This window comes from Mucilaginibacter sp. P2_D11 (assembly GCF_056404435.1).
In genome coordinates this window covers 237,709-259,658 of sequence record NZ_JBFUEA010000002.1, presented here as the reverse complement: position 1 = coordinate 259,658, position 21,950 = coordinate 237,709, and the positions used below count along the sequence as shown (strand labels likewise).

Below are 21,950 nucleotides of genomic sequence, written 5' to 3'. Positions count from 1 at the left end.
GAATAGTGGCTACCTTTATGATGGGGTGTTGAAATAAATTCAACATGACGGCCTGTTTTTTTACCTGTTTATCAGCACCGCCCCATAATCACCCAGGCTTTTTACCGTAAAGCTTACCGCCCCATTTTGGTAAGTGAATTTTATAGGCTGATGCGTAGCCAGCAACACCACTTCTTTCGGCTTAAAATCGCAGCGGATCTTGAAGGTTATGCCATATACGGGCAGCGGTTCAAAATAACTTGCCCCGCTAAAACCGGTGAGGTTAATGAGGTGCAATATCAGGCCGTCGTTTTTATCGCCATTGGCCTGTGCATCGTTCTTGCCGTACCGTTGTAATATAACCTCTACCTTTTCGGGCGCGTTGGTGATGATGTCCTCCGTGGCTTGCGGAAACACATAGTCCAGCACATCCAAAAATATATTCTTGTGTTCCTGGTAGCCGTTTTGGTAGTATAGGCGGCCGATGTTGAAAGGCAGTACTACGGCCTTGCCTTTGCCTGATTTTTTCAAGGCCATTGCGTATTGGCCGGTTGGCGTGTGCCCGCCTATAATTTCGGGCGGGCCGGGGCGGCCTTTGCTTAGTATAGGCAGGCAATGGCTATCCGCGCCGGCGAAGTCGTATTGGGCCAGGTTGAATTTAAGCATCAGCATACGCTGAAGTTTCAGTCTTTTAAAGATAAGGGCATTATCTGGCTGTAGGTAATTGCCGCTGCCATCGTATTCTTTGGTAAGCACCTTCGCGCCGAAAATATCCAGAAGGGCCTGCGGGTTATCGCTCAGGGCGGTGTTGGTGGCTATGAGGTTAGTGCCGCCGGCCAATGCATCCTTTAATACCTGTATCGCTGCTGCAGTAAGGCCTGTGGTTTCGGGCAGGATGATTGTGCCATACTTTTTTAGGATACCGGCCTGATTTTCCATCTGCTCGCTCACGATGATATCGAAGGGGATATGCGCCTCTTTCAGCATCAGTTGTATGCCGCGATATTCCTGCATGGGTAGGCCGCCAGGCCATAGTCCCGGCGAAATAAGGGCCACTTTTGCTGTGGATGCATAGTTGCCGAAGTACGCCTCATGCTCTTTATGGAAAGCGTATATTTTGCTGATAACGCCATAATTCCGCTCGTCCTCATAGCCGCGCATATCGCCCATCATGCTTAGGTCCAGGCCCGAGCCGTTGGCGATATTCTCGTACAGGCGTATGGCAACCTCGGCAGGCTCCACGGCATTATAGCGCGACTGGAACCCTATTTGCTGTATGCTGGCGTTGCTGATGACATGCGTGGGGAAAGAGTGCATAGCGTTGTTCACATTATCGGATGCGGTATAGGGCCAGTAAGGCAAGCTACTGTTCGCCTGCGATTCGTGGCGGATTATATCCACGTAATTATCAGTATAGGTGCAAATGGCCACATCCTTGTTTTTCGCCTTAACCAAATCGTATAAGCGTTTAGACCAATCATCGCCGGTGTATTTCTTAAACTTTAGGTACTTGATGTATGCCGGATCGGTGGGGTTTTCTTCTGTGGGCAGGGTTAGTCCGTGGCTGTAGTCGAAGAAGCGTTTCTTATCTGCTTCGTTTTGGTCTATGCCCAGGTATTTGCCTTCGTAGGCGTTGTTTACCTGGTAGCCGGGCATGTTCAGGAAGATGCCGTCGATGGGGTACATATCCATCACCTCGCCAATAATCTTAAAGGCCCCTTGCTGCACATAAGGCGCATTGATAGAAACCGCGTACATATTGGTGTTGATGATGCGCTCGCCCTTTGGCGATATGTAGCACCAATCGGGGTGGGCCTTGTATATGCTTTCGTGCACCCGGCTAAAATCGAACCTGACGATAACTTTGATGCCATGCTGGTGGCATTTGCTGATGACATCGCCCAGCATATTGGCTTTCATGTAGGGGTTGGTGTATTGCAGCTTGAGCTTTGTAGGATAAAAAGCCATTATGCCGCCTGCGTTGATGATGAGCGTATTGGCAGAGAAATGCACAAGGTCGGCCACCAATGAATCGGGGTTGAGCGTAGCGGCCTCATAATCGGGCAGGTTGGTTTGTATCACCCGCAGGTTATTCCGTTTCCACCAAAACTTTTCATTAGCAGCATCCGGTTTTTTTTGAGCACTTACCTGCAGGCAGTACAAAAGGCACAATAGGATATAGGCTAATTTCTTCATTAGATAGTTTAACTATTGGTTACCCATCCGTTTGCGCCACCGGAAAGCATTTGGGTAAAATCGCTGCGTGTGGCGGCATCCAGGTAAGGGTACCTTATTTTACTAAGATACAATCCCTGCGGATAGGCCGGTTTTATCAATTGCGGTAATTGCGGGTTAATGAGGTGCGCCTCAAATTCGTCTACACTTAATTTGCCGGTGCCAACCTCTATCAGTTTGCCGGTGATGATGCGCACCATCCGCCCTAAAAAACGATTGGCCGAGATATGGAAGCGCAGTTTATCGCCCGTGCTATCGGTATAAATCTTTGCTTCGCTGATATTGCAGATGGTATGCCCGTTCCTGTCTGGCATTTTGCAAAAAGCATGATAATCGGTGTAATTCAGCAATAAACCGGCGGCGCGCTGCATGCTGTCAATGTCCCAGTCCGCTACTAAATACATCGAACTGAATGCGCTGAGGAAAGGGTCTTTATAGGTATGGATAAAGTAATCGTAGCTGCGCTCAACGGCATCAAAACGGGCATGGGGTAGGCCTTCCATCGGTATGATATCAAAAACCGAAATATCATCCGGCAGGATATTATTCATCCGAAAAAGCAGGTCGAAATCCCAGGCCGTCTCCACATCTAAATGGAAAAAGAACTGGCTGGCATGCACTTGTGCATCGGTACGACCGCAGCCGGTAATGAAAGTGGGCTTTTTAAAAACCAGGCTAAGGCAATCCTCCAAAACCTGCTGCACGCTCATGCCATCCGGGTGTTTTTGCCAGCCGTGGTAATTGGTGCCGAGGTAACCGATATGAAAGAAGTAGCGCAAGGTTCGATGTATAGATGGCTAAAATAAACATTTGCCCTTGTTATTGCTGGTTTTACATTTTGCATACAAAGCATATTGCCGATTTTTGTACTATTGAAGGCACCCAAAAGCATCTGTATAAAATGCAGCACGTATTAGATAATCCCGCCTGGAACGCCCTAGTATCGGGCAATAGCAACCTGGCGAACGGCACGGCAGAGATAAAATATTTCAGCCCCGAGGTATCGCCCTTCGTGGGTTTCAGGGAAAATACTGCCCAAAGCTTCGCCCAACTATACGATATGGCGCCTGCAGCCAGGCCGTTCGGGTTTATTTCACCGGTGGAAGCGGATATCCCGGCGCCCTGGCAGCAAATGGTATATATCGAATGCCTGCAGATGGTGCACGATGGCCGCGATACGGATTATCCGCCGGTTGCGCTCACGCCATTAACCAAAGAGCATGTGCCCCTGATGCTGGCCTTAACCAGGCTTACCAACCCCGGCCCTTTTGCCGAACGCACCATCGAATTCGGGCATTACCATGGCGTATTGGATGATGATAAGCTTGTAGCCATGGCCGGCCAGCGCATGCATGTTTTTAATTATGCCGAGGTGAGCGCCGTTTGTACCCATCCCGATTATTTAGGGCGGGGCTATGCTAAACAGGTGCTGCAGTTTCAGATACAACGCATCCGCGCAGCGGGCGAGATACCTTTTCTGCACGTGCGCAGCGATAATGCACGCGCCATAAGCGTGTACGAAAGCCTGGGCTTTGCCACGCGAAAAACCATACATTTTTATATCATCAAAAAAGAACAGGCTTAATGCGGAGGATTGGATATTACTTCGCCCGACTTCTTCCGCTTTCGATATAGCCCTTTATTTCTTCCACGTCGTGTTTGCTAAAACCGTGTGCCTCGACTTTGTTACCACTGTGGTAAAAGCGTATGGTAGAGAAACCAATCATGGGCGTATCTATCTCAACTGCCGAAATGCTTTCATAGGCAATTGTAGTGGTATCGCCGCTGAACAGGCCGGGTATCTTAACCGTAACGCCGTTTTCTTCAATGTAAATTTCGGCGGGGAAAATCTTATTGCCTTCTGAGAGGCGTGATGCTATGTATTTCATATGGGATGTGGCCGTGTGTTTTAATACATAGCATAAAACGCGCCGGGCCCTGTATTGTTACAACCTTTTAACAGGTAATTTATTCTGCCAGCTCAATCCATACCGGGCAATGGTCACTGGTTTTTTCCCAGCCGCGTACGTGAAGGTCAACAGCGGCAGCTTTCAGCCTTCCCTCCACCTGCGGACTGAGCAAAAAGTGGTCAATCCTCAACCCGGCATTACGGCCATATGCGTTGCGGAAATAATCGAAAAAAGTATAAATAACCTCCGTAGGGTAAAGCTTGCGGAGGGCATCCGTCCAGCCCTGCTCTACCAACGTTTTAAAGGCCAGCCGCGTTTCCGGCCTGAACAAGGCATCCTCCACCCATCGCTCGGGCTTATACACGTCCAGTTCGGTCGGCATCACATTGTAATCGCCGGTTAGCACCACGGGCAGGCCCGATGCCAGCAGCTCGGCAGCGTGTATCTTCAACCGCTCGAACCAGCCAAGCTTATAATCGAATTTGGGGCCGGGTGCCGGGTTGCCGTTGGGCAAGTACAGGCAAGCGATAACCACGCCATTCACCAGCGCTTCTATGTAGCGGCTTTGGCTATCTTCCTCATCGCCGGGGAGGCCCTTGCGGCGTTCCTGTATATCCATGCCACGTGCCAGTATGGCCACGCCGTTCCAGCTTTTCTGACCATGCCATATCGCGTTGTAGCCGGCATCATTAATAGCCTGCAATGGGAAGTTCTCCTGCGGGGCCTTTAGTTCCTGCAAGCAGGCCACGTCGGGCTGTTCCTCGTTAAGCCAGCGCAGCAGCACGGGCAGGCGACCATTTACGCCGTTAACATTGTAGGTGGCTATTTTCATATAGGCAAGGGTATGGTTGGTATGGTAGCACCAAAGCTATCGAATCATATTTACACATAAAAATTACTGGCTTTAAGCAGCATTAATTATTCTTGTTTTGTTTTTTATTCGCATATTAGTACTGCCGATTCCCCCTAATCACTATGGGCAAAAACTATCTGATACCCGTTTGCATTGTGCTGCTTTCTATCTCGCTTTATGCGGAAGGGCAAACACCGGCTGCTGCGCTTTTAGCGCAATTAAAGAATGCCAGAGCCAAAACCGGTTTTTCAAGAGATACTAATAGCGTAGTGCTATTGAACACCCTGGCCGAAAAGTATTTCTACAATAACCCCGATAGTGCCCTGTTGTTGGCCAAAGAGGCCCTTAAATTATCCAAATCGCAACAATTCGATAAAGGCGCAGCAACTGCGCAGAACAACATAGCGCGGGCCTATTATATCCAGGGCTCGTACTTCCCCTCGCTTACCGCATCAGACGAGGCCATGGCCATCAGCCAGAAAATAGGCTACAAAAAAGGCATAGGCGCATCGTACAACAACAAGGGCCTTATTTACCTGGCACAGGATAGGATGTACGATGCCATATCCGAGTTCGAGAAATCATTGTCTTTCGGCGAAATGTTGAAAGACAGCACGCGCATAGCCAGCAATAATTTCAATATCGGCTCGTGTTATGACGAGATAAAACAATTCGATAAGGCTTTCGTCCACTTAAAAAAAAGCATGGCGATTGCCGAAAAGGTAAAGGACTGGCACATCATCCAGATGATTCTCAACCGCATGGGCGAAACCTATTACCACTCGGGTAACTATCCCCAGGCATTGAAGTATTATAAGCTGGCCCTCAACTATAAACCCTATCAGGACAATTGGGAAAAAGGCTTTGCCTACTCGGGCCAGGGGCAAACTTATTATGCCATGGGCCGCTATCAGGAAGCTGTTACCCATACCGAAAAAGGCCTGGCCCTTTCGCTTAGTCTTAAAGCCGGGTGGGATATACAGCGGGCCTACAACATACTGGCCAAAAGCTACGCCGCAACCGGCGATTATAAGAATGCTTACACCAGCGAAGTAAACGCTAAGCGGTATGCCGATAGTTTGTTTACCGAGGCAAAAGAGAAAGAGATAAACTACCGCCACCTGCAGGAAAAGAAGGCCGAGAACTTAAAACTGGTAAAAGAGAATCAGATAAGCAAGCAATCTATAAACCTTAACCGCCTGCTTATTGCGATGGTGTCGTTATTTTCGCTGTCGCTGGTAATCATACTGTTCGTTATCGTGCGGAGCAGCAAGCATAAATCGGCGTTGAACAAAGAGCTGCTGGCCGGCAACACCGCCATAGCCCTGCAAAAAGAGGAAATAATCAGGCAGCGCGAGGCATTGGTGGCCATTAACCAAACCAAAGATCAGGTGTTCTCGGTAATAGGACACGACCTGCGCAGCCCTTTCGCATCGATATTGCAGGCGCTGGAGCTGATTCGCTACGGCGACCTGGATGAAGAAGAACAGCATGCTGTTTTCGAAGATTTTTACAAACAGGTAACCTTGGTTACCGGCATGATCAACAACTTGCTTGTTTGGGCCAACAGCCAGCAAATGGGCGGAAAGCTCAACCTGGAAGAAATTGATCTGGTTGCCATGGTGAACGAAGTTTTATCGGTATTCGGATTCTTCTCTAAAAACAAGAGCCAGCAGGTTTTACACACCGCCAATGGCCCCATCCGCATACAGGCCGACCCGAGCCATGTGCGCATCATCCTGCAAAACGTGGTTGGTAACGCTATAAAATTTACGCCGCAGAACGGTATCATCGAGGTTTTTTATACTGAAACGCCGGGCATGCACGCCGTACACATTAAAGATAATGGCGTGGGCATGTCTGCCGAAAAACTGGATAAGCTTTTTAAAGTAACAGGTAAGGCCATATCTGAACAAGGTACCGATAAAGAGGCGGGTACCGGCCTTGGGCTGATGTTGATAAAGCAATTTACAGAAGAAAACGGCGGCCACATGGAAGTGAATAGTCAGCCAAACCAGGGCTCCGAATTTATTATCTACTTCAAGGCATATCTGGCTTAGGCATGCAAAAGCCTCTGCCCGGTTGGGCAAAGGCTTTGCTATATATAGAATTGTGTGTAAGCTTGTTTGGGCTTAGGCAGCCAGTAATTGTTTGATGAACGACAGGTTCTTTTTGCGTTGCTGCTCTGCTTTGTATTTAGCCAGGTCGGCGTCTATGATTCTTTTTAATTCAATATCGAATGCTTTTAACAGGATGGTGGTTTGTACTGAAGTTTTCATATCGGTAGTGTTTTATTTACTTACTTATAATAATAACGATGCCAAATTTACGCGAAGCCTACCCTTCGTTTAAAGAAGCTTAAAAAGATATCAATAGGATATTTTTGCGTATAGTAAACTATACAGTCTTTCGGTGCGAGCGATAAAAAAGCTATACAAAACTGTGCTGTTTCCGCGAGATAGAATTATTGTAATACGGTGTAGCGTTTTTCTGCTGCGAGGCGTATAGATAGCTAAACACCAACACCTCATGAAAAATCTGTTTATCCTTTTATTGATTGCGCTCTCGTTTTCGGCCTGCAAAAAAGAGGCGGCCACAAAAGGGCCCTTGATAACCGTGGACCCGATACCGCCAAGGCTGATTTCAAGCGACACGTTGCGGACAGGCGGGCAATGGGGACTCAACATTGGTGAAGCCCCATCCACGGTGTATTCTAAGTTTCAGGCTATTATTGCCGATAGGCGGATAGATTACCTGGCTATAGTGGGCAACGTTTTTACCAACCTGGAAAGCCTGGAAAATAAGATACCTTTATACCGCACCGTTTACCTCGATGAAACCGTAGGCACCGGCACAGGTATCCAACTATATTTTACCGATAATAAGCTGAATAGCATATTTACCAACGATGGCGTGAAGCTGAAGAAGTGGCCTCTCGTCAATGATGCGTCTTCTTCGGTCGCAGTTGGTGATGCCATAGATGGCATCTACGCTAAATTAGTGAAGATTAAACAACAGGGAGCCTACACCAAAAAGTTCGAGCGCATTTCTATCTTCGATAAAGATATCACCAAAGTTTACGACCCCTTGATGAGCGCGGCGCCGCAATGGTACTTTATCTCGGTAACGGATGATACACATTACACTATGGTAACGCTAAACTTTAGCGCAGGGAAGCTGGCTTCCATTTATGCTACAGCCTACGAATTCACCCCATCAAATGTGCCTGCGGGCGGCGACCCAACGTTACAGTATTAATCCGCCTGATTGATGGTTATGAAAAGGGAATAGCGCTAATTATGCGCTTATATTTTCAATTCACTTTTAGCCAGCCGGTAATGCTCATGCGGGCTTTATTGGTCAGCATTACCTCGTGCGCCATTTCGGTGCTTTTAAAAAACACGCTTTTACCGTTGGTAGGAGGGATAAATTGTTCGTGGTGGGCATGATGGATGCATAACTCGCCGCCGTCTGCCAGTACCCAATCGGTATTCAGGTACATAATCATGGAATAGGCGCGGGTTCCGTTTTGCTGAAACTGGTCGATATGTTTTTTGTAGAATGCCCCTTCCTCGTACAAGGTATAATGGAACTCATACCCGGTAATGCCCGTGTAGCAGGTGCGGTTAAGGTATTCTACGAATTTGTCCATCAGATCGAAAAAGGAATTTTCGTGGGGGTCGTTATGCTCGCGGCCCAACCAGTAGATACTATCGCCTCTAACGAGTTTGTTGTGAACCACCAGCGTTTCGTTCCCGGTGCCTGCGGCCAGCAAAAGGTTATTCCTAAATAAACCGATAAGGTTATCCTTTAAATGGCCGGAAAGCGCGGTGCTTAAAAAGTTTTCTGATATCCCTACGTGTGTATCCAGGTACGTGTCGATAAAATCGCTGAAGGTTTGTTCCAATTGGGTGCACCGCATAGCGCGGTCCTGCATTTTGGTGAAGGTAGGTTTAATTAGTGGTATGCCCTGCATTTCAAACCATTCCCCGCCAATCAGGTTAATTAGGTTATGCAGCATACTAAAAAGGAAGAGGCCCCCCCGCTTATGATAGGTGCCGAGGTTTTTATTGAGCCCGGGCAAACGGCAGAAGAAATTGATGTATGGTTCATGCGGTTGAAAGAAGCCGGTATGGCGGTTACCCGCATACGCCTGTTTGAAACCTATATGCATAAACCTGATGGCAGCTGGGATTTTACTTTGTTTGATGCCGCTTACCTCGCCGCCGAAAAGTACGGCATTAAAATATACGGCAACCTGTTCCCGGCTACTGCCTTTACGGATCTGGGGGGATTGAAGTTCCCGAAGGATGAGGACCATCTGGTGGCTATTGCGCGGTACATCGAAAATATAGTCCCGCACTTCATGCAGTTCAAATCCTGTTATGGTTGGGTGCCGGTAAACGAACCTGGCGTAGGGCATTTCCCGCAGGAACAATTTGCAACGGATAAATACCAGGAATGGAAAGCCGCGCAGGCGCATCCGGACTATAACAGCAATGGGCACGACCATTTCGATTTTGCCGATGAGCGTTTCCATCTGTACTACAATACCTGGTTTTTAAAATGGCTTACCGATGAAATACACCAATACCATCCCGGCAGCATTATCCACGTAAACAATCACGCGATATTTAAGAACGTAGCGGAGTACGATTTCCCCGCCTGGCGCAATTTCCTGACCAGCCTGGGCGGCTCGGCGCATGCCAGCTGGCACTTTGGGTATTTTAACCGCGCGCAATATGCCATGGCAGTATCTGCTAATTGCGAGATACTACGCTCTGGCGCAGGCGATATCCCCTGGTTTATGACCGAGCTTCAGGGCGGCAATAATACCTACAGCGGTTTCCTGGCGCTTTGTCCAACCGCCGAAGAAATAAGTCAGTGGCTTTGGGTTGCTATCAGCGCCGAAAGCAAGGGGGCCATATTTTGGTGCCTTAACCCCCGCTCGTCGGGCATAGAAGCAGGCGAATGGGCCATGCTGAATTACCTGAACGAACCCAGCGACAGGTTGCTGGCGGCAACGGAAGTTATTGATGTAGTGAATGCCAATTTAGACCTATTTGAAAATGCAAAAACGGTGGAGTCCGGCATTAATATTTTGTACACCCGCGAATCGCTCTGGGTAGAAAAGAAACTACAAACCGGCGGCAAAAGTTACGAGGGGCGCGATGAAGGCGGAGTGATGAAATCGGCGCTAGCCTACTTCGAGGCGTTGAGCGAGGCCGGCATCCAGGCAAATTTTAAGGAAATAAGCGAGTTTGATTTTTCGAAGGAAGATTTTACCGGCATTGCGATAATCCTTGCGCACCAAATATCCATCCCGCATAAATACTGGCCCCAGCTTGCCGCTTTCGTGCAAAAAGGGGGCAAATTGATTGCGGATGGACTCGCAGCATATTACGATGAAAACGCGGTTGCTACCACGCGTCTGGGTTCGCCATTGCGAACTGTTTTCGGTGCCGATATATTGGAGTACAAAGCTATCGATGATATAGAAGACATTATTGTTGACGGAGTTTTGCTCCCCGCATTCCAGTGGGTAGGATTGCTACGCCCAACAACGGGCGAGGCAGTAGCTGAAAAGGGCAACGATATTTGGGCGGTGCAGAACAATTATGGCAAGGGACAGGCCTGGTGGATACCCACGCTGATTGGTTTAGGCAGCCGGGTATTGGAAGATTATACCGGACTTAGCCAGTTCCTGAAAGAGGCGCTCGACTATCCATCGATGAATATCCCCTTCCTGTTCGAATCTCCGCAGAATGGCATGCTGATGAAAACCATGCAGAATGGAAAAGACACCATTACCATCATCGTCAACAAGTCCTCCGTACGCAAAGAGTTTAACCTGCTGATGCAGGCCGCCTCGCCCGAGCCCATGGTGCTGTTTGCCAATAAGGGCGGCAAAACCGGCGGTAACCATATCAGTATTGATACAGAGGAAACGATGGTTATCAAATGGGAATAGTTTTAATTTAGCACTTTGCTTTACATCGATATGAAAAAATTATTGCTCCTGATTGCCTGCTTTGTAAGCACAATGGCGTTTGCCGATGCTCCTAAAGTCATCATCCCGCTTGGCGGCAATGCCTGGGTTAACGGCAGCGCGCTAATAACCGATGACGGCCTGATGCAATGGACCAGCCCAAAATCAACTGCCGGTATTTACTTTAGGGTGCCCTCCGCGCAACATCTCGATTTATCGTTGCGGCTGCGCGTACCTGTCGGGAAAAGCAAAATCAGCATTACTATTGGCAAAACGGTTTTTACAAAAGAATTCAGCAATGCTGGTTTTGATACCATCGCCATCGGCAAGGTGGATATTTTGCAAGCGGGTTACGTAAAAGTCGGCCTTAAAGGATTAAACAAAACAGGGGGTGTTTACGCCATCGTATCAGATTTGATTGTGCAAGGCGCAAAGGATGCAGATAAGTTTACATACGTAAAAATCGGATCCTCTTACCACTTCGGCAGGCGCGGGCCATCCGTGCATCTGCGGTACGATATCCCCTCGGACATCAAAAAAGAAGTGAAATGGTTTTATAACGAGATAAGCGTGCCCGCAAAAATGGATGTGGTTGGCTCCTACTTTATGGCCGATGGCTTTAGCGGCGGGTACTTCGGCATGCAGGTAAATTCGCCTACCGAGCGCCGGGTGCTGTTCTCGGTATGGAGTCCTTTTACTACCGACGACCCAAAAACCATCCCTGATAGCCTGAAAGTAATACTGCTTAAAAAAGGTGCCAACGTACATGGCGGCGACTTTGGAGATGAGGGCTCGGGCGGGCAAAGCTATCTGCTGTACCCATGGCAGGCCGGCAAAACGTATGCCTTCCTGCTGCGTGCTGAACCGGATAAGGCCACCAGGAGTACAACCTATACCGCCTGGTTTAAGGATGTTGCTGCGGGCAAATGGCTGTTGGTAGCCAGTTTCAGCAGGCCGCAAACCAAAACGTATTTAACCGGCTTGTACTCCTTTGTAGAAAACTTTGAACCCGATAGCGGCGACCAGGTACGCCTGGCTAATTTTAAAAATCAATGGCTGGGCGATAGCAACAACCAATGGCACGAGGTAACCGGCGCACTTTACACCGGCGATGCCACCGCAAACGCCAACTACCGTAAAGATTATGCAGGCGGCATCGACGGCAATATGTTCTTTCTGAAGAACGGCGGTTTTTTTGATGAACTGGTGCCTCTGAAAACGCTGTTTAAACGGGCCGCAAACGGTGCACCGCCGGTGATTGATTTGAGCGCGCTGCCTAAAGAATAAAAAGGCGGAACAAGATTAACTTGGTGTATCATCAATAAGCAAATTATAGCGTTCTTTTGCGTTTATGCCTACACAATAAAATTATTATACGGCATAAGTTGCCTTTTCCAAAATTTAATTTTAAATTGCATAACAAAACAAACAGCAATACGTTAAACTATTTGTAAACAAAGCCGTCAAACAAGCGGTATGTATCTATTAACTTAAACAGCACACATTATGCAAAAAGCCTATCAATCCATTTATGTAGCGTTTTACAGGTGGAACTTCAAAAACTTCGGGCAGGGTACAAGCATCCCTCAATTCAAATCGATGTTCAACGTAAGCTTTTTGCTGGTGGTATTCCTTACCAATGCACTGCTGCTTACTAAGCTGATGATAAAAGGGCATCTGATCAACATTGGCCTGGGTGCCTGCGTTGCTATCGTAACCGGCGCGGTTTTCTTTTTGCTGGTTAATCACCTTATCCTTTTAAACAATCGCTGGTTCAAAAAAGTAAATGTGCAAATGGCGCATGTAAGCACCCGCCGCAACGTAAACATCTGCTCGGCTGCTTTATTATTAAACGTGTTTATCGCCTGCGGATTGAGCTTTATTTAAACCTCCCCTAATTTTTCAATATACAAAGCCGCAATGTCTTGCGGCTTTTTTTGTGCCTTTATTTTTGTGACAAAAAAAAATCATGAAATTTTATTTATCTAATTATCAGCCAATTAAAATAGATTTCATCAATAATCCTAATTGATTAGTTGCAATACTAATTGATTAGTATTAGCTTGCGTTATAATTATTAGAATAATGATAAAACTGGCTAAACGCGAAGAACAAATTATGCAGGCCTTCTGGAGCCTGGGCAAAGCTTATATCAAAGAAATCATCCCCGAACTGCCCGACCCTAAGCCACATTATAATTCGGTTGCAACCATGGTGAAGATTTTAGAGGAGAAGGGTTTCCTGGACCATGAAACCGTTGGCAACATCTACAATTACTACCCAAAAATTTCGCGCGAGGAGTACCAGAAGCACGCCATGAAAGATATCGTGAGCCAGTACTTCAATAACTCGTACCCCAGCATGCTGGCCTTTTTTGCCAAAGAAGAAAAGATATCCGAAACCGAACTGGACGAACTCGTAAACCTCATTAAATCCAACAAGAAATGATACCTTATGTATTACATGTAGCCCTGCTGCTGGCCATTTGCCTGTTGTTTTACAAGCTGCTGCTGCAAAAGGAAACTTATTACAGCCTAAACCGCGCCGTACTTATCGGTTGCCTGGCCATGGCATTTCTGTTACCGCTGGTAAAAGTGCCGCAACAATGGGCATTGCGCGATAGCCCGCAGCAGCCAGCAGCCAAGCCCAGCATCCCGGTAGTAGCCTTGCACCTGCCGCAAGTTGCGCCAACAACAAGCTATAAGCCGCAGCCACAAAACGCAGTCGTAAAGGCTGAGGCGGTTGCAGAACCGCAAGCGCCATTGATGCAGCGCATCATCAAATGGGCGGTTTACCTTTACTGGTTCGGCGTGGCGGCATTCGGCGCGAATTTACTGTTACAGCTATGCGTGCTGGCCTACCAGGCTTACCGCAAGCCGGTTATACAGGATGGCGCTTTCCGCATCGTAGAGCTGGATGACGATAAAGCGCCCTGTAGTTTCGGCAACAGCATCTACATCAACCCAGCTAAGTATGAACCCGAAACGTTTAATCAGATACTGCTGCACGAGAAAGTGCACATTAAACAACGCCACAGCGTAGACTTGCTCTTAACCGAACTGGTGCTGGCCTTCCAGTGGTTCAACCCCTTTGCCTGGTTGTACCGCAAAGAAGTAGAAAGCAACCTGGAGTACCTGGCCGATAACGAAGTGCTGCACGATGCAACCGTAGAGCGCAGCGATTACCAAATGAACCTGCTAAAGGTGTCGGTTCCCAACATGTCTCTAAGAATTACAACCAACTATAATCAATCACTCTTAAAAAAACGAATTGTTATGATGAACGCAAAAAAATCTAACATACATACCGCCTGGAAATACCTGTTCCTGGTGCCCATGATGGCCTTTTTGGTATGTGCATTAAATGAGCCCGCCGCCTCCAGCGTAAAACTTGACGTAAACACCATGGCTGTTAAGGATACCAGGCCCAGCGCCAGCGACGAAGGCAACTGGAAAGCAACCATCACTGGTAACAAGCTGGAACTTAAACTATACGAAGGCGACGAGGACCACAACCACATGAGCAACTCCAACTTTTTGGTAAGCGAATTTACCGCCCTGCCAATAGGCCAGGAGGGTGCTTTTAAGCTGGTGCGCGAGGCGGGCGTAATGCAGTTTACCGGCCGTTTCGACGGCGGTAAAGGCTCGGGCAAATACAAGTTTACCCGCGATGCTGCATACTTCACGTTCCTGCAAAACGAGGGAATCTCAGGCGTCGGTCACGATGATGAGATGGCATTCTTCTTCCTCAACATTAAAAAGAACTACGTTACCATGTTGAAGAACAATGGTTACAAAACCTCATCCAAAGATGATGTGATAGCCTGTTCGGCACTTGGGGTTGATGAACCGTACATCCGTTCGATGAAACAAAACGGCTACCCCAACATTACTCTGCAGCAGCTGATAACCGGCCGCGCCCTGGGCATCAATGGCGCATTTATTGCCGATATACACAAAGCCGGCTACCCAAAAGTAGATTGGGATAAGCTGGTGAGCTTTAAAGCACAAGGCATCGATGGCAAATACATCAGCAAGTTTAAAGCCGCCAACAAAAAGCCGGGCGTGGTTAGGGCAGATGCATCATCTGATGATATGATTGCCTTTAAAGCATTGAATGTGGACGATGCCTACATCAACGCCCTTAAAAAAGAAGGGTACACCAACCTGCAGGCAGGCAAGCTAACCAGCATGAAAGCCGTTGGCGTTGATGCTGCCTATATCCACGGCTTTAAGGCTGCTGGGTATAACAATATATCGGCAGATAACCTGATATCACTAAAATCCCTTGGCATCACCCCGGAATTTATGGCGAGTTTTAAAGCAGCAGGTTATAAGCAACTATCGGTAGATCAGGCCTCCTCTTTGAAAGCACTCGGCATTACCCCCGAATATTTGAACGGTTTTAAAGATGCGGGCTACGGCAACATCAGCGTGGATAACGCCAGCGGCTTAAAGGCCCTGGGCATAACGCCGGAATATCTTAAAGGGTTCAAGGATATCGGCTTCAAAATATCACTTGACGATGCCACGGCCCTAAAGGCCATGGGCATTACGCCGGAGTACATTACACAGATGAAAGAGAAGGGCTTCAAATCCGACGATATCAATAAATACATTACGCTAAAGGCTGCGTTCTAAGCAGATAAGCAAAAAAAGGACGCCCCGAGGAATAATTCCTCGGGGCGTTTCGCTTTAATAGGGGTCGTTTGTTTTAGGCTGCCAGCTGGTGTTCTACCTTATCCAACAGTGCATCCATATCAAATGGCTTGCTCAAAATATCGTTTGGCGGCCCGTCTTGCTGCAGGGTTAGGGCTATATCATCGTTGCTGGAACATATAATTACCGGTAAATCCTTGGTATCCTTATTAAGTTTAATGGTTCGGCATATATCGCGGCCATCGGCATCAGGCATGCTGATGTCCATAATCACCAGATCGGGATGGGTGGCATTTATTTTTTTTACGGTCCCCGCTCCCTGGTTCAGGGTAATTACATCATAGCCATTGCTGGTCAGTATATAGCTCATTACTTCGGTAATCAGCACATTGTCGTCAACTATCAATATCTTTTTGTTCATGGCTATGTATTTCAGTTAGTTATACAAAGGCCATGCCGTTTATTAACCTTGGCTTAAATTACTTAGTCACGGATAAAACTAGGAGGCAGTTTTTCTTCGGTCAGCTACAGAAAAGGGTCTTATGCTAACTAACGACCGATAAAAACCGTGGTTTAAAACGTAATGCTAAGGCCTGTGGTAAATAGAAAGTACACCCCGTTTTGTTGCGTATTGTTCACATAGTTCACCTGTTTTACCGGCTTTATAAAATAAGGGGTAAAATTCAGTTGTACTTTGCCAACGGTGTAAGCAACCGGCAGTGAGCCTGATAGCGCAAGCAGGTTATACGATGCAACCTCGCGCTGGTGCTCTTCTGTCACGGTTTCGTTTATTATAGTTTGCTTGGGCTGCTGCGGAAACAAAATATTGATGGGTGTTGGCGATGTGGGATTATCCACAGAACGTTGCACTACCGAATTGGTATAATATGTTTCGCTGAAGCGTTGCGTGCCTGCGTAAAGCGTTAAGGTGGGCGTTACCTTCAGCCCCCCGGTTTGGGCTTTTCCGGTTTTTAGTACGGTAATTTCCTTGGATAGCTCGGCATTGTTCACGATATCATTCTTGTCGTTCTTGCCTAAACGATAGCTGACGCCCAGGGTAAGCTTGGCGATATTGCCTGGGTTAAAATATAGCTGGCCATCCAGCGTAGCGTTGAACGATGAAAGGATTATGGGGCTGGCATCGCTAATAAAATATTTGGTTGCCGAAACCGAGCCGCCGTAGTACCTCGCTTTATCGAAAGCGAAAACATAGCCGGGGGTTACGCTAAGCCCGCCATCACCATTACCTTGGCCACCCACATCAAAGTAACCAATGGCGCTTATAAAAAACCCTTGTTTAGATACGATGGTAAAAGTAGGCAGTAGCAGGGGTACGCTGGTTTCATCGCGACGGCCGGCGTAGGTAAGGTTGGATATATATTGCAAACCGGCGTTGAAAAAAATCGGCTTTACGGTTTGCGTGCTGCTAATGGTATCTTTTTTTACCTGTTGCGCCATTGCGGCGATAGTGCTTGTTACGAGTAGGATGGTGCTGATAAGCCGGCGGTTTTTCATGATAAGTAATGGCTTGAAAAATGCTTGTATAATCAAAAAGGCCTTAGCGGCCTTTTTGATTTGGGTTTCAATATGATATTATTGCTTAACGGCTTTTACGGTTGTTTTACCGGTACCGGCAGCAGAAACGCTTACCTTCTTTTTGCCAACGGTTGCGTTGGTAGTAGATGAGCTTGTGCTGTTACCTGTAGCCTTTATGCTTTTTGCCGATACGTTTGAGCTGGCCGAGCCATTAACGGTGCTTGAACTGGTCGCGCTGATGTTTGCATTGTCTACGCGATTGCCGGCCGCGGTGAGCGCATTGCCCGTTGAAGTAAGGGCGGCATCTTTTTTAGCATTGGCGCTTGCAGCAACAGCCGAGCCTGTGTTGGCTACGTTTGTGGCAGCATCGGCAGTTTGGGTAGTGACGCCCTGTGTGCCGGCAACCGTTGCGCTGCCGTTTGCGGCAACATTGCTGGTATTTAAAGCCGCGTTGCTTGTTGCGTTTACGCTTGAATTTACGCCCGCGTTAACCGCGCTTGCCTTGGCGGCATTGGCAGCAGCCTGCGTAGCTGCATTCTGAGCAGTGGCCTGCACCTGCTGGGTAACGCCTGCGGTTGTGTTTACGGCTTTTTGCGCTATGGTGGCAGCGCTTACTGTAGGGGTGGTAGCCTGCGCAACAATTTTGGTTGCAGTAGTTGCTCCAATGTTAACTTGTGCCTTAGCTGCGGTGTTTGCAATAAACAGCGCTGCTGCAAATAAAACTGGTTTTACTAAATTTTTCATGTTGGTATATTTAAGTAACAGAATAATTGGATAGAGATGCCCTATCAGCAAAGATTTGGCAAATGCTGTACCAAGCGGTAAAATGGCTTTAGGAGCAGCATCTGCCCCGTGCAAAAAAACGTACTGTGTTCAGAAAAGCATACAGTTTCTGTTTGGAGACGGCGTGGATTTTGAGCAATTAAAACTAAATTGGCAAGCAAGAGGTTATTATTGATATGCCGGGAAAACCACTGCTCGAATTTACGGATAAGGGTATTTATTGCGCCACGGGCGATTTCTACATCGACCCATGGAAGCCTGTAAACGATGCCGTGATAACCCATGCCCATGCAGACCATGCTTACTTTGGGCATAAAAACTATTTGGCGCATCACCTCTCGCGCGAGGTGATGCTGTACCGGCTGGGCGATATCAACCTCCGCACAATAGAATACGGCGAAAAGGTAAGCAAGCACGGCGTACAGATATCGCTGCACCCGGCCGGGCATGTCATCGGCTCGGCGCAGATAAGGGTAGAATACAAAGGCGAAGTTTGGGTGGTAAGCGGCGACTATAAAACCGAAGACGATGGCATCTCCAGCCCATTCGAACCCGTTAAATGCCATCACTTTATATCAGAATGCACCTTTGGCATGCCGGTTTACACCTGGAAACCGCAGTCGCAGATATTTGCCGATGTAAACAACTGGTGGCAAAGCAACCTGCAAAACGGTCTGGCTACGGTAATAGTAGGCTATTCCTTAGGCAAGGCACAGCGCATCCTCCAAAACCTCGATTTGAGCATCGGCAAAGCTTATACCCACGGCGTTATCGAAAACACCAACGAGGCATTGAGACGCAATGGCGTAATATTGAACCCAACCGAACGGATAACATTCGACTCCCCGAAAGAGGAAGTGCGCAAGGGCATCATCCTGGCACCGCCATCGTCGGTAGGCACGCCCTGGATGCGCAAATTCGCGCCATATAGTTTTGGCTATTGCAGCGGTTGGATGGCTATCCGCGGCGCAAAACGCCGCCGCGCCGCCGACAGGGGAATTGTACTGTCCGACCATGCCGACTGGAACGGCCTCATCAGCGCCATCGATGCCACAGGCTGCGAAAGTGTTTACCTCACACACGGTTATACGGCATCGTTCAGCCGGTATCTTAATGAGATAGGTTTCGATGCGCACGAGGTGCATACTTTATATGGCGGCGAGGAAGAAGACGCAACCATAACCGAAGGAGAAGAGAAAAAAGAAACAACGCCGGCGGGCGATGTGGAACAGGAGAAAACTGCATGAAAGCCTTCGCACAACTCTTCCTCTCTTTAGATGAAACCAATAAAACCAACGAGAAGGTAAAGGTTTTGAAGGACTATTTTAGCAATGTCCCCGATACCGATAAGATGCACATGCTGGCACTCTTCACGGGCAGGCGGCCCAGGCGCCAGATAAATTCTACGTTGGTGCGTACCTGGGCCATGGAGGCATCCAATATCCCGGTATGGCTTTTTGAAGAGAGCTACCAAGTGGTGGGCGATCTGGCCGAAACCATGAGCCTGCTGATGCCCGAAAGCCAAAACAGCAGCAGCAAAACCCTTACCGAGTGGATAGCCGAAATAAACGCCCTCGCCGATAAAACCGAAGGCGAGAAAAAGCTTTGGCTGATGGAATCATGGGCCATGCTGGATAGCCAGGAGCGTTTCGTATTCAACAAGCTGCTTACCGGTAGCTTTAGAGTGGGCGTATCGCAAAGTTTGGTGATAAAGGCGCTGGCGGATATTACGGGAATCGAGGCCCCGGCCCTCACGCATCGTATTATGGGCAACTGGATGCCCGATGATTATACCTACGCGCAGTTAATAGAAGAGCAAAGCGCCGCCGACAACATCTCCCGTCCGTACCCGTTCTTTTTGGCCTACCCCATACAGGAAACCTCCGAAAAACGAAAATCTGCCGAAGAAGTTGGTGCGCTATTAGGTTCCGCCGAAGATTGGCAAGCGGAATGGAAATGGGACGGCATACGCGCGCAGATGATTAAACGCAATGGCGAGATCTTTATCTGGAGCCGTGGCGAGGATTTGGCTACGGAGAAGTTCCCCGAGCTGCATCCCTTTCTAAATGCCCTGCCCGATGGTACCGTGCTGGATGGCGAGATACTTAGCTTTCAAAATGGTCAGCCCCTCCCGTTCAGCATACTACAAACGCGCATAGGACGCAAAAACCTCAGCAAGAAGATATTAGCCGACGGCCCGGTGGCAGTTATTGCGTACGATTGCCTGGAATATGAAGGGAAAGACATCCGCACCCTGACGCAGGCTGAACGCAGAATCATATTAGAAAAACTGCAGCAGGAAACTTCACACCCCGAAATTTTTCGCCTGTCATCATTAATTGAATTTGGCAGTTGGGAAGAACTGGAAACCACGCGGGAGCAATCGCGCGCCATGATAGCAGAGGGTATTATGCTGAAGCGAAAAAGTGCTACCTACCAGGTGGGCCGCAAGCGTGGCGATTGGTGGAAATGGAAGATAGACCCTTTATCTGTTGATGCCGTAATGATATACGCCCAAAAAGGTCACGGCCGCCGCGCCGACTTGTACACCGATTATACCTTTGCCGTTTGGGATGGCGATAAGCTGGTGCCCTTTGCCAAAGCCTACAGTGGCCTTACCGATGCAGAGATAAACAAAGTAGATTATTTTGTAAAGCGCAACACGCTCGAAAAATTCGGCCCGGTGCGTACGGTGAAACCCGAGTTGGTTTTCGAGATAGGCTTCGAGGGGATAAACAAATCAAGCCGCCACAAATCGGGCATCGCTTTGCGCTTCCCGCGTATATTGCGCTGGCGGCACGATAAACCGAAGGAAGAAGCGGATACGATTGAGAGTTTAAAGGCCTTGCTGCCGGGCGAGGGGTAATCTTTTACCGTGCATATGCCAGCAGAATGTTCCCCGGGGAATATTCTCACACCGTTAATCTTGCAAAAAGGGTTTACAAAAGGTTTACAGAAACCGGAAAAGAAACACATTAATCATTTGACAATCAGATGTTAAAAAAAACAACCGGGTTAGCACTTTTTGCGGATAATATTACCCTTTCTAAGAAGTTTAAGGGTTCAAAAATAAATTCTCGCTGATAGAAGGGATAATGCCTTTCTCCAGCGCGGTGTCAAACAACAGTTTAACCGCTTTTTTGCCTTCCTCGCCCAAATCGACAGAGAACTTATTTACGTACAAGTCGATATGCTTGTACATTACCTCTTCGCTCATTTCCTGCGCGTGCGAGCGGATGTATTCCAGCCCCGATTTTGGGTTATCAAAGGCAAACTCCACCGAGCGTTTCAGCACCCGGTTTATCTTATGCTGCACATCCAGGGGCAAACTGCGATTGGCTACTATGCCACCCAGAGGGATGGCGCAGCCGGTACGTTTTTCCCAATAGTCGCCCAGGTCGATAACTTTGTGCAAGCCTTTATCCTGATATGTAAAGCGGTTTTCGTGGATGATGAGGCCCACATCTACCCTTCCATCTAAAACGGCATTTTCGATATCGGAAAAAACCAACTCTTGTTTATTAGTCGCGCCCGGAAAGGCAAGGCTCAAGAGAAAGTTAGCAGTAGTGTATTTCCCGGGGATGCCAATCACCGGATGCCGGATGCCGGATTCCGGATGTCGGATTTCATTTTTTTCCAATTCCGAAATCGAAATTCCGGAAGCCGAAATCAATAACGGCCCCACGCCGAAACCCAGCGCACTCCCCGCATCCAGCAAAATATACCTATCTGCCGCGTAGGCAAAGGCGTGGTAGCTCAGCTTGGTAATATCCAGCTCGCCGCGAAAGGCTTTTTGATTAAGGGTTTCCACATCATCGTAAAACGCCTCAAATTCCAGCCCTTCGGTATCAATCTTATGATGGATAAGCGCATCGAAAATAAAAGTATCATTCGGGCACGGCGAAAAGCCAAGTGTAAGTTTGCCCCCTAATCCACTGAAGGGGGAATCTTTTAAAGTGGTCATTTATTTACTATAATTATTTCTACTCCCCCTTCAGGGGGCTGGG

General features: G+C 48.1%; 20 protein-coding genes. 10 read left to right on the top strand and 10 right to left on the bottom strand.

Annotation, left to right across the window (positions count from 1 at the left end; genetic code table 11):
- Positions 1 to 60 precede the first annotated feature (60 nt).
- Positions 61 to 2,175 carry a family 10 glycosylhydrolase gene (locus AC1DXC_RS04095; RefSeq protein WP_477457863.1) on the bottom strand — a complete coding sequence of 705 codons (2,115 nt, stop codon included), beginning with the start codon at positions 2,173 to 2,175 and terminating at the stop codon, positions 61 to 63.
- Between the two features lie 8 nt (positions 2,176 to 2,183).
- Positions 2,184 to 2,993, bottom strand: coding sequence for a tRNA pseudouridine synthase A (locus AC1DXC_RS04090; RefSeq protein WP_477457862.1), 810 nt, complete (start codon positions 2,991 to 2,993; stop codon positions 2,184 to 2,186).
- Between the two features lie 122 nt (positions 2,994 to 3,115).
- Here AC1DXC_RS04090 and AC1DXC_RS04085 point away from each other — a divergent pair, with 122 nt between their 5' ends.
- On the top strand, positions 3,116 to 3,799 hold the full coding sequence (locus AC1DXC_RS04085; protein WP_477457861.1) for a GNAT family N-acetyltransferase: 684 nt from the start codon (positions 3,116 to 3,118) through the stop codon (positions 3,797 to 3,799).
- A gap of 16 nt (positions 3,800 to 3,815) precedes the next feature.
- Here the strand turns inward: AC1DXC_RS04085 and AC1DXC_RS04080 are convergent, their stop codons facing one another.
- Both AC1DXC_RS04080 and xth read right to left on the bottom strand, forming a co-directional pair.
- Positions 3,816 to 4,103 carry a hypothetical protein gene (locus AC1DXC_RS04080; protein WP_477457860.1) on the bottom strand — a complete coding sequence of 96 codons (288 nt, stop codon included), beginning with the start codon at positions 4,101 to 4,103 and terminating at the stop codon, positions 3,816 to 3,818.
- A 79-nt stretch (positions 4,104 to 4,182) separates the two neighbouring features.
- A complete protein-coding gene (gene xth, locus AC1DXC_RS04075) occupies positions 4,183 to 4,956 on the bottom strand; it encodes an exodeoxyribonuclease III (protein WP_477457859.1) in 774 nt (257 codons plus the stop codon).
- A 143-nt stretch (positions 4,957 to 5,099) separates the two neighbouring features.
- Here xth and AC1DXC_RS04070 point away from each other — a divergent pair, with 143 nt between their 5' ends.
- Complete coding sequence (locus AC1DXC_RS04070; protein ID WP_477457858.1) at positions 5,100 to 7,037, top strand: tetratricopeptide repeat-containing sensor histidine kinase; 1,938 nt, start codon at positions 5,100 to 5,102, stop codon at positions 7,035 to 7,037.
- A 72-nt stretch (positions 7,038 to 7,109) separates the two neighbouring features.
- Here AC1DXC_RS04070 and AC1DXC_RS04065 read toward each other — a convergent pair whose 3' ends face one another.
- The gene (locus tag AC1DXC_RS04065; RefSeq protein ID WP_477457857.1) at positions 7,110 to 7,256 is read right to left on the bottom strand and encodes a hypothetical protein; all 147 of its coding nucleotides are present in this window, start codon (positions 7,254 to 7,256) and stop codon (positions 7,110 to 7,112) included.
- 250 nt (positions 7,257 to 7,506) lie between these two features.
- Here AC1DXC_RS04065 and AC1DXC_RS04060 point away from each other — a divergent pair, with 250 nt between their 5' ends.
- Positions 7,507 to 8,235: a hypothetical protein gene (locus tag AC1DXC_RS04060; RefSeq protein ID WP_477457856.1), complete on the top strand. Its 729-nt coding sequence runs from the start codon at positions 7,507 to 7,509 to the stop codon at positions 8,233 to 8,235.
- Between the two features lie 55 nt (positions 8,236 to 8,290).
- Here AC1DXC_RS04060 and AC1DXC_RS04055 read toward each other — a convergent pair whose 3' ends face one another.
- On the bottom strand, positions 8,291 to 8,998 hold the full coding sequence (locus tag AC1DXC_RS04055) for a 2OG-Fe(II) oxygenase (RefSeq protein WP_477457855.1): 708 nt from the start codon (positions 8,996 to 8,998) through the stop codon (positions 8,291 to 8,293).
- Between AC1DXC_RS04055 and AC1DXC_RS04050 the strand changes: the two genes are divergently transcribed.
- From AC1DXC_RS04050 to AC1DXC_RS04030, 5 genes are all read left to right on the top strand, one after another.
- On the top strand, positions 8,990 to 10,948 hold the full coding sequence (locus AC1DXC_RS04050) for a beta-galactosidase trimerization domain-containing protein (protein WP_477457854.1): 1,959 nt from the start codon (positions 8,990 to 8,992) through the stop codon (positions 10,946 to 10,948). The two genes, AC1DXC_RS04055 and AC1DXC_RS04050, sit on opposite strands and share 9 nt — an antisense overlap.
- Before the next feature lie 30 nt (positions 10,949 to 10,978).
- A complete protein-coding gene (locus AC1DXC_RS04045; RefSeq protein ID WP_477457853.1) occupies positions 10,979 to 12,253 on the top strand; it encodes a DUF3472 domain-containing protein in 1,275 nt (424 codons plus the stop codon).
- 219 nt (positions 12,254 to 12,472) lie between these two features.
- Entirely contained in the window at positions 12,473 to 12,853 is a 381-nt protein-coding gene (locus AC1DXC_RS04040; RefSeq protein WP_477457852.1) for a hypothetical protein, read from the top strand.
- A 198-nt stretch (positions 12,854 to 13,051) separates the two neighbouring features.
- Positions 13,052 to 13,414 carry a BlaI/MecI/CopY family transcriptional regulator gene (locus tag AC1DXC_RS04035; protein WP_477457851.1) on the top strand — a complete coding sequence of 121 codons (363 nt, stop codon included), beginning with the start codon at positions 13,052 to 13,054 and terminating at the stop codon, positions 13,412 to 13,414.
- The gene (locus AC1DXC_RS04030) at positions 13,411 to 15,606 is read left to right on the top strand and encodes a M56 family metallopeptidase (protein ID WP_477457850.1); all 2,196 of its coding nucleotides are present in this window, start codon (positions 13,411 to 13,413) and stop codon (positions 15,604 to 15,606) included. The genes AC1DXC_RS04035 and AC1DXC_RS04030 overlap by 4 nt, the downstream gene beginning before the upstream one ends.
- A gap of 73 nt (positions 15,607 to 15,679) precedes the next feature.
- Here the strand turns inward: AC1DXC_RS04030 and AC1DXC_RS04025 are convergent, their stop codons facing one another.
- From AC1DXC_RS04025 to AC1DXC_RS04015, 3 genes are all read right to left on the bottom strand, one after another.
- A complete protein-coding gene (locus AC1DXC_RS04025; protein WP_477457849.1) occupies positions 15,680 to 16,045 on the bottom strand; it encodes a response regulator in 366 nt (121 codons plus the stop codon).
- A gap of 152 nt (positions 16,046 to 16,197) precedes the next feature.
- Complete coding sequence (locus tag AC1DXC_RS04020; RefSeq protein ID WP_477457848.1) at positions 16,198 to 17,139, bottom strand: hypothetical protein; 942 nt, start codon at positions 17,137 to 17,139, stop codon at positions 16,198 to 16,200.
- A 78-nt stretch (positions 17,140 to 17,217) separates the two neighbouring features.
- On the bottom strand, positions 17,218 to 17,904 hold the full coding sequence (locus AC1DXC_RS04015) for a hypothetical protein (protein ID WP_477457847.1): 687 nt from the start codon (positions 17,902 to 17,904) through the stop codon (positions 17,218 to 17,220).
- Between the two features lie 215 nt (positions 17,905 to 18,119).
- On the opposite strand from AC1DXC_RS04015, the gene AC1DXC_RS04010 reads away from it, so the two are divergent.
- Positions 18,120 to 19,190: a ligase-associated DNA damage response exonuclease gene (locus tag AC1DXC_RS04010; RefSeq protein WP_477457846.1), complete on the top strand. Its 1,071-nt coding sequence runs from the start codon at positions 18,120 to 18,122 to the stop codon at positions 19,188 to 19,190.
- Positions 19,187 to 20,809, top strand: a complete 1,623-nt coding sequence (locus AC1DXC_RS04005; protein ID WP_477457845.1) for an ATP-dependent DNA ligase — start codon at positions 19,187 to 19,189, stop codon at positions 20,807 to 20,809. The genes AC1DXC_RS04010 and AC1DXC_RS04005 overlap by 4 nt, the downstream gene beginning before the upstream one ends.
- Positions 20,810 to 20,998: 189 nt before the next feature.
- Here the strand turns inward: AC1DXC_RS04005 and AC1DXC_RS04000 are convergent, their stop codons facing one another.
- Positions 20,999 to 21,907: a menaquinone biosynthesis family protein gene (locus AC1DXC_RS04000; protein WP_477457844.1), complete on the bottom strand. Its 909-nt coding sequence runs from the start codon at positions 21,905 to 21,907 to the stop codon at positions 20,999 to 21,001.
- Positions 21,908 to 21,950 lie beyond the last annotated feature (43 nt).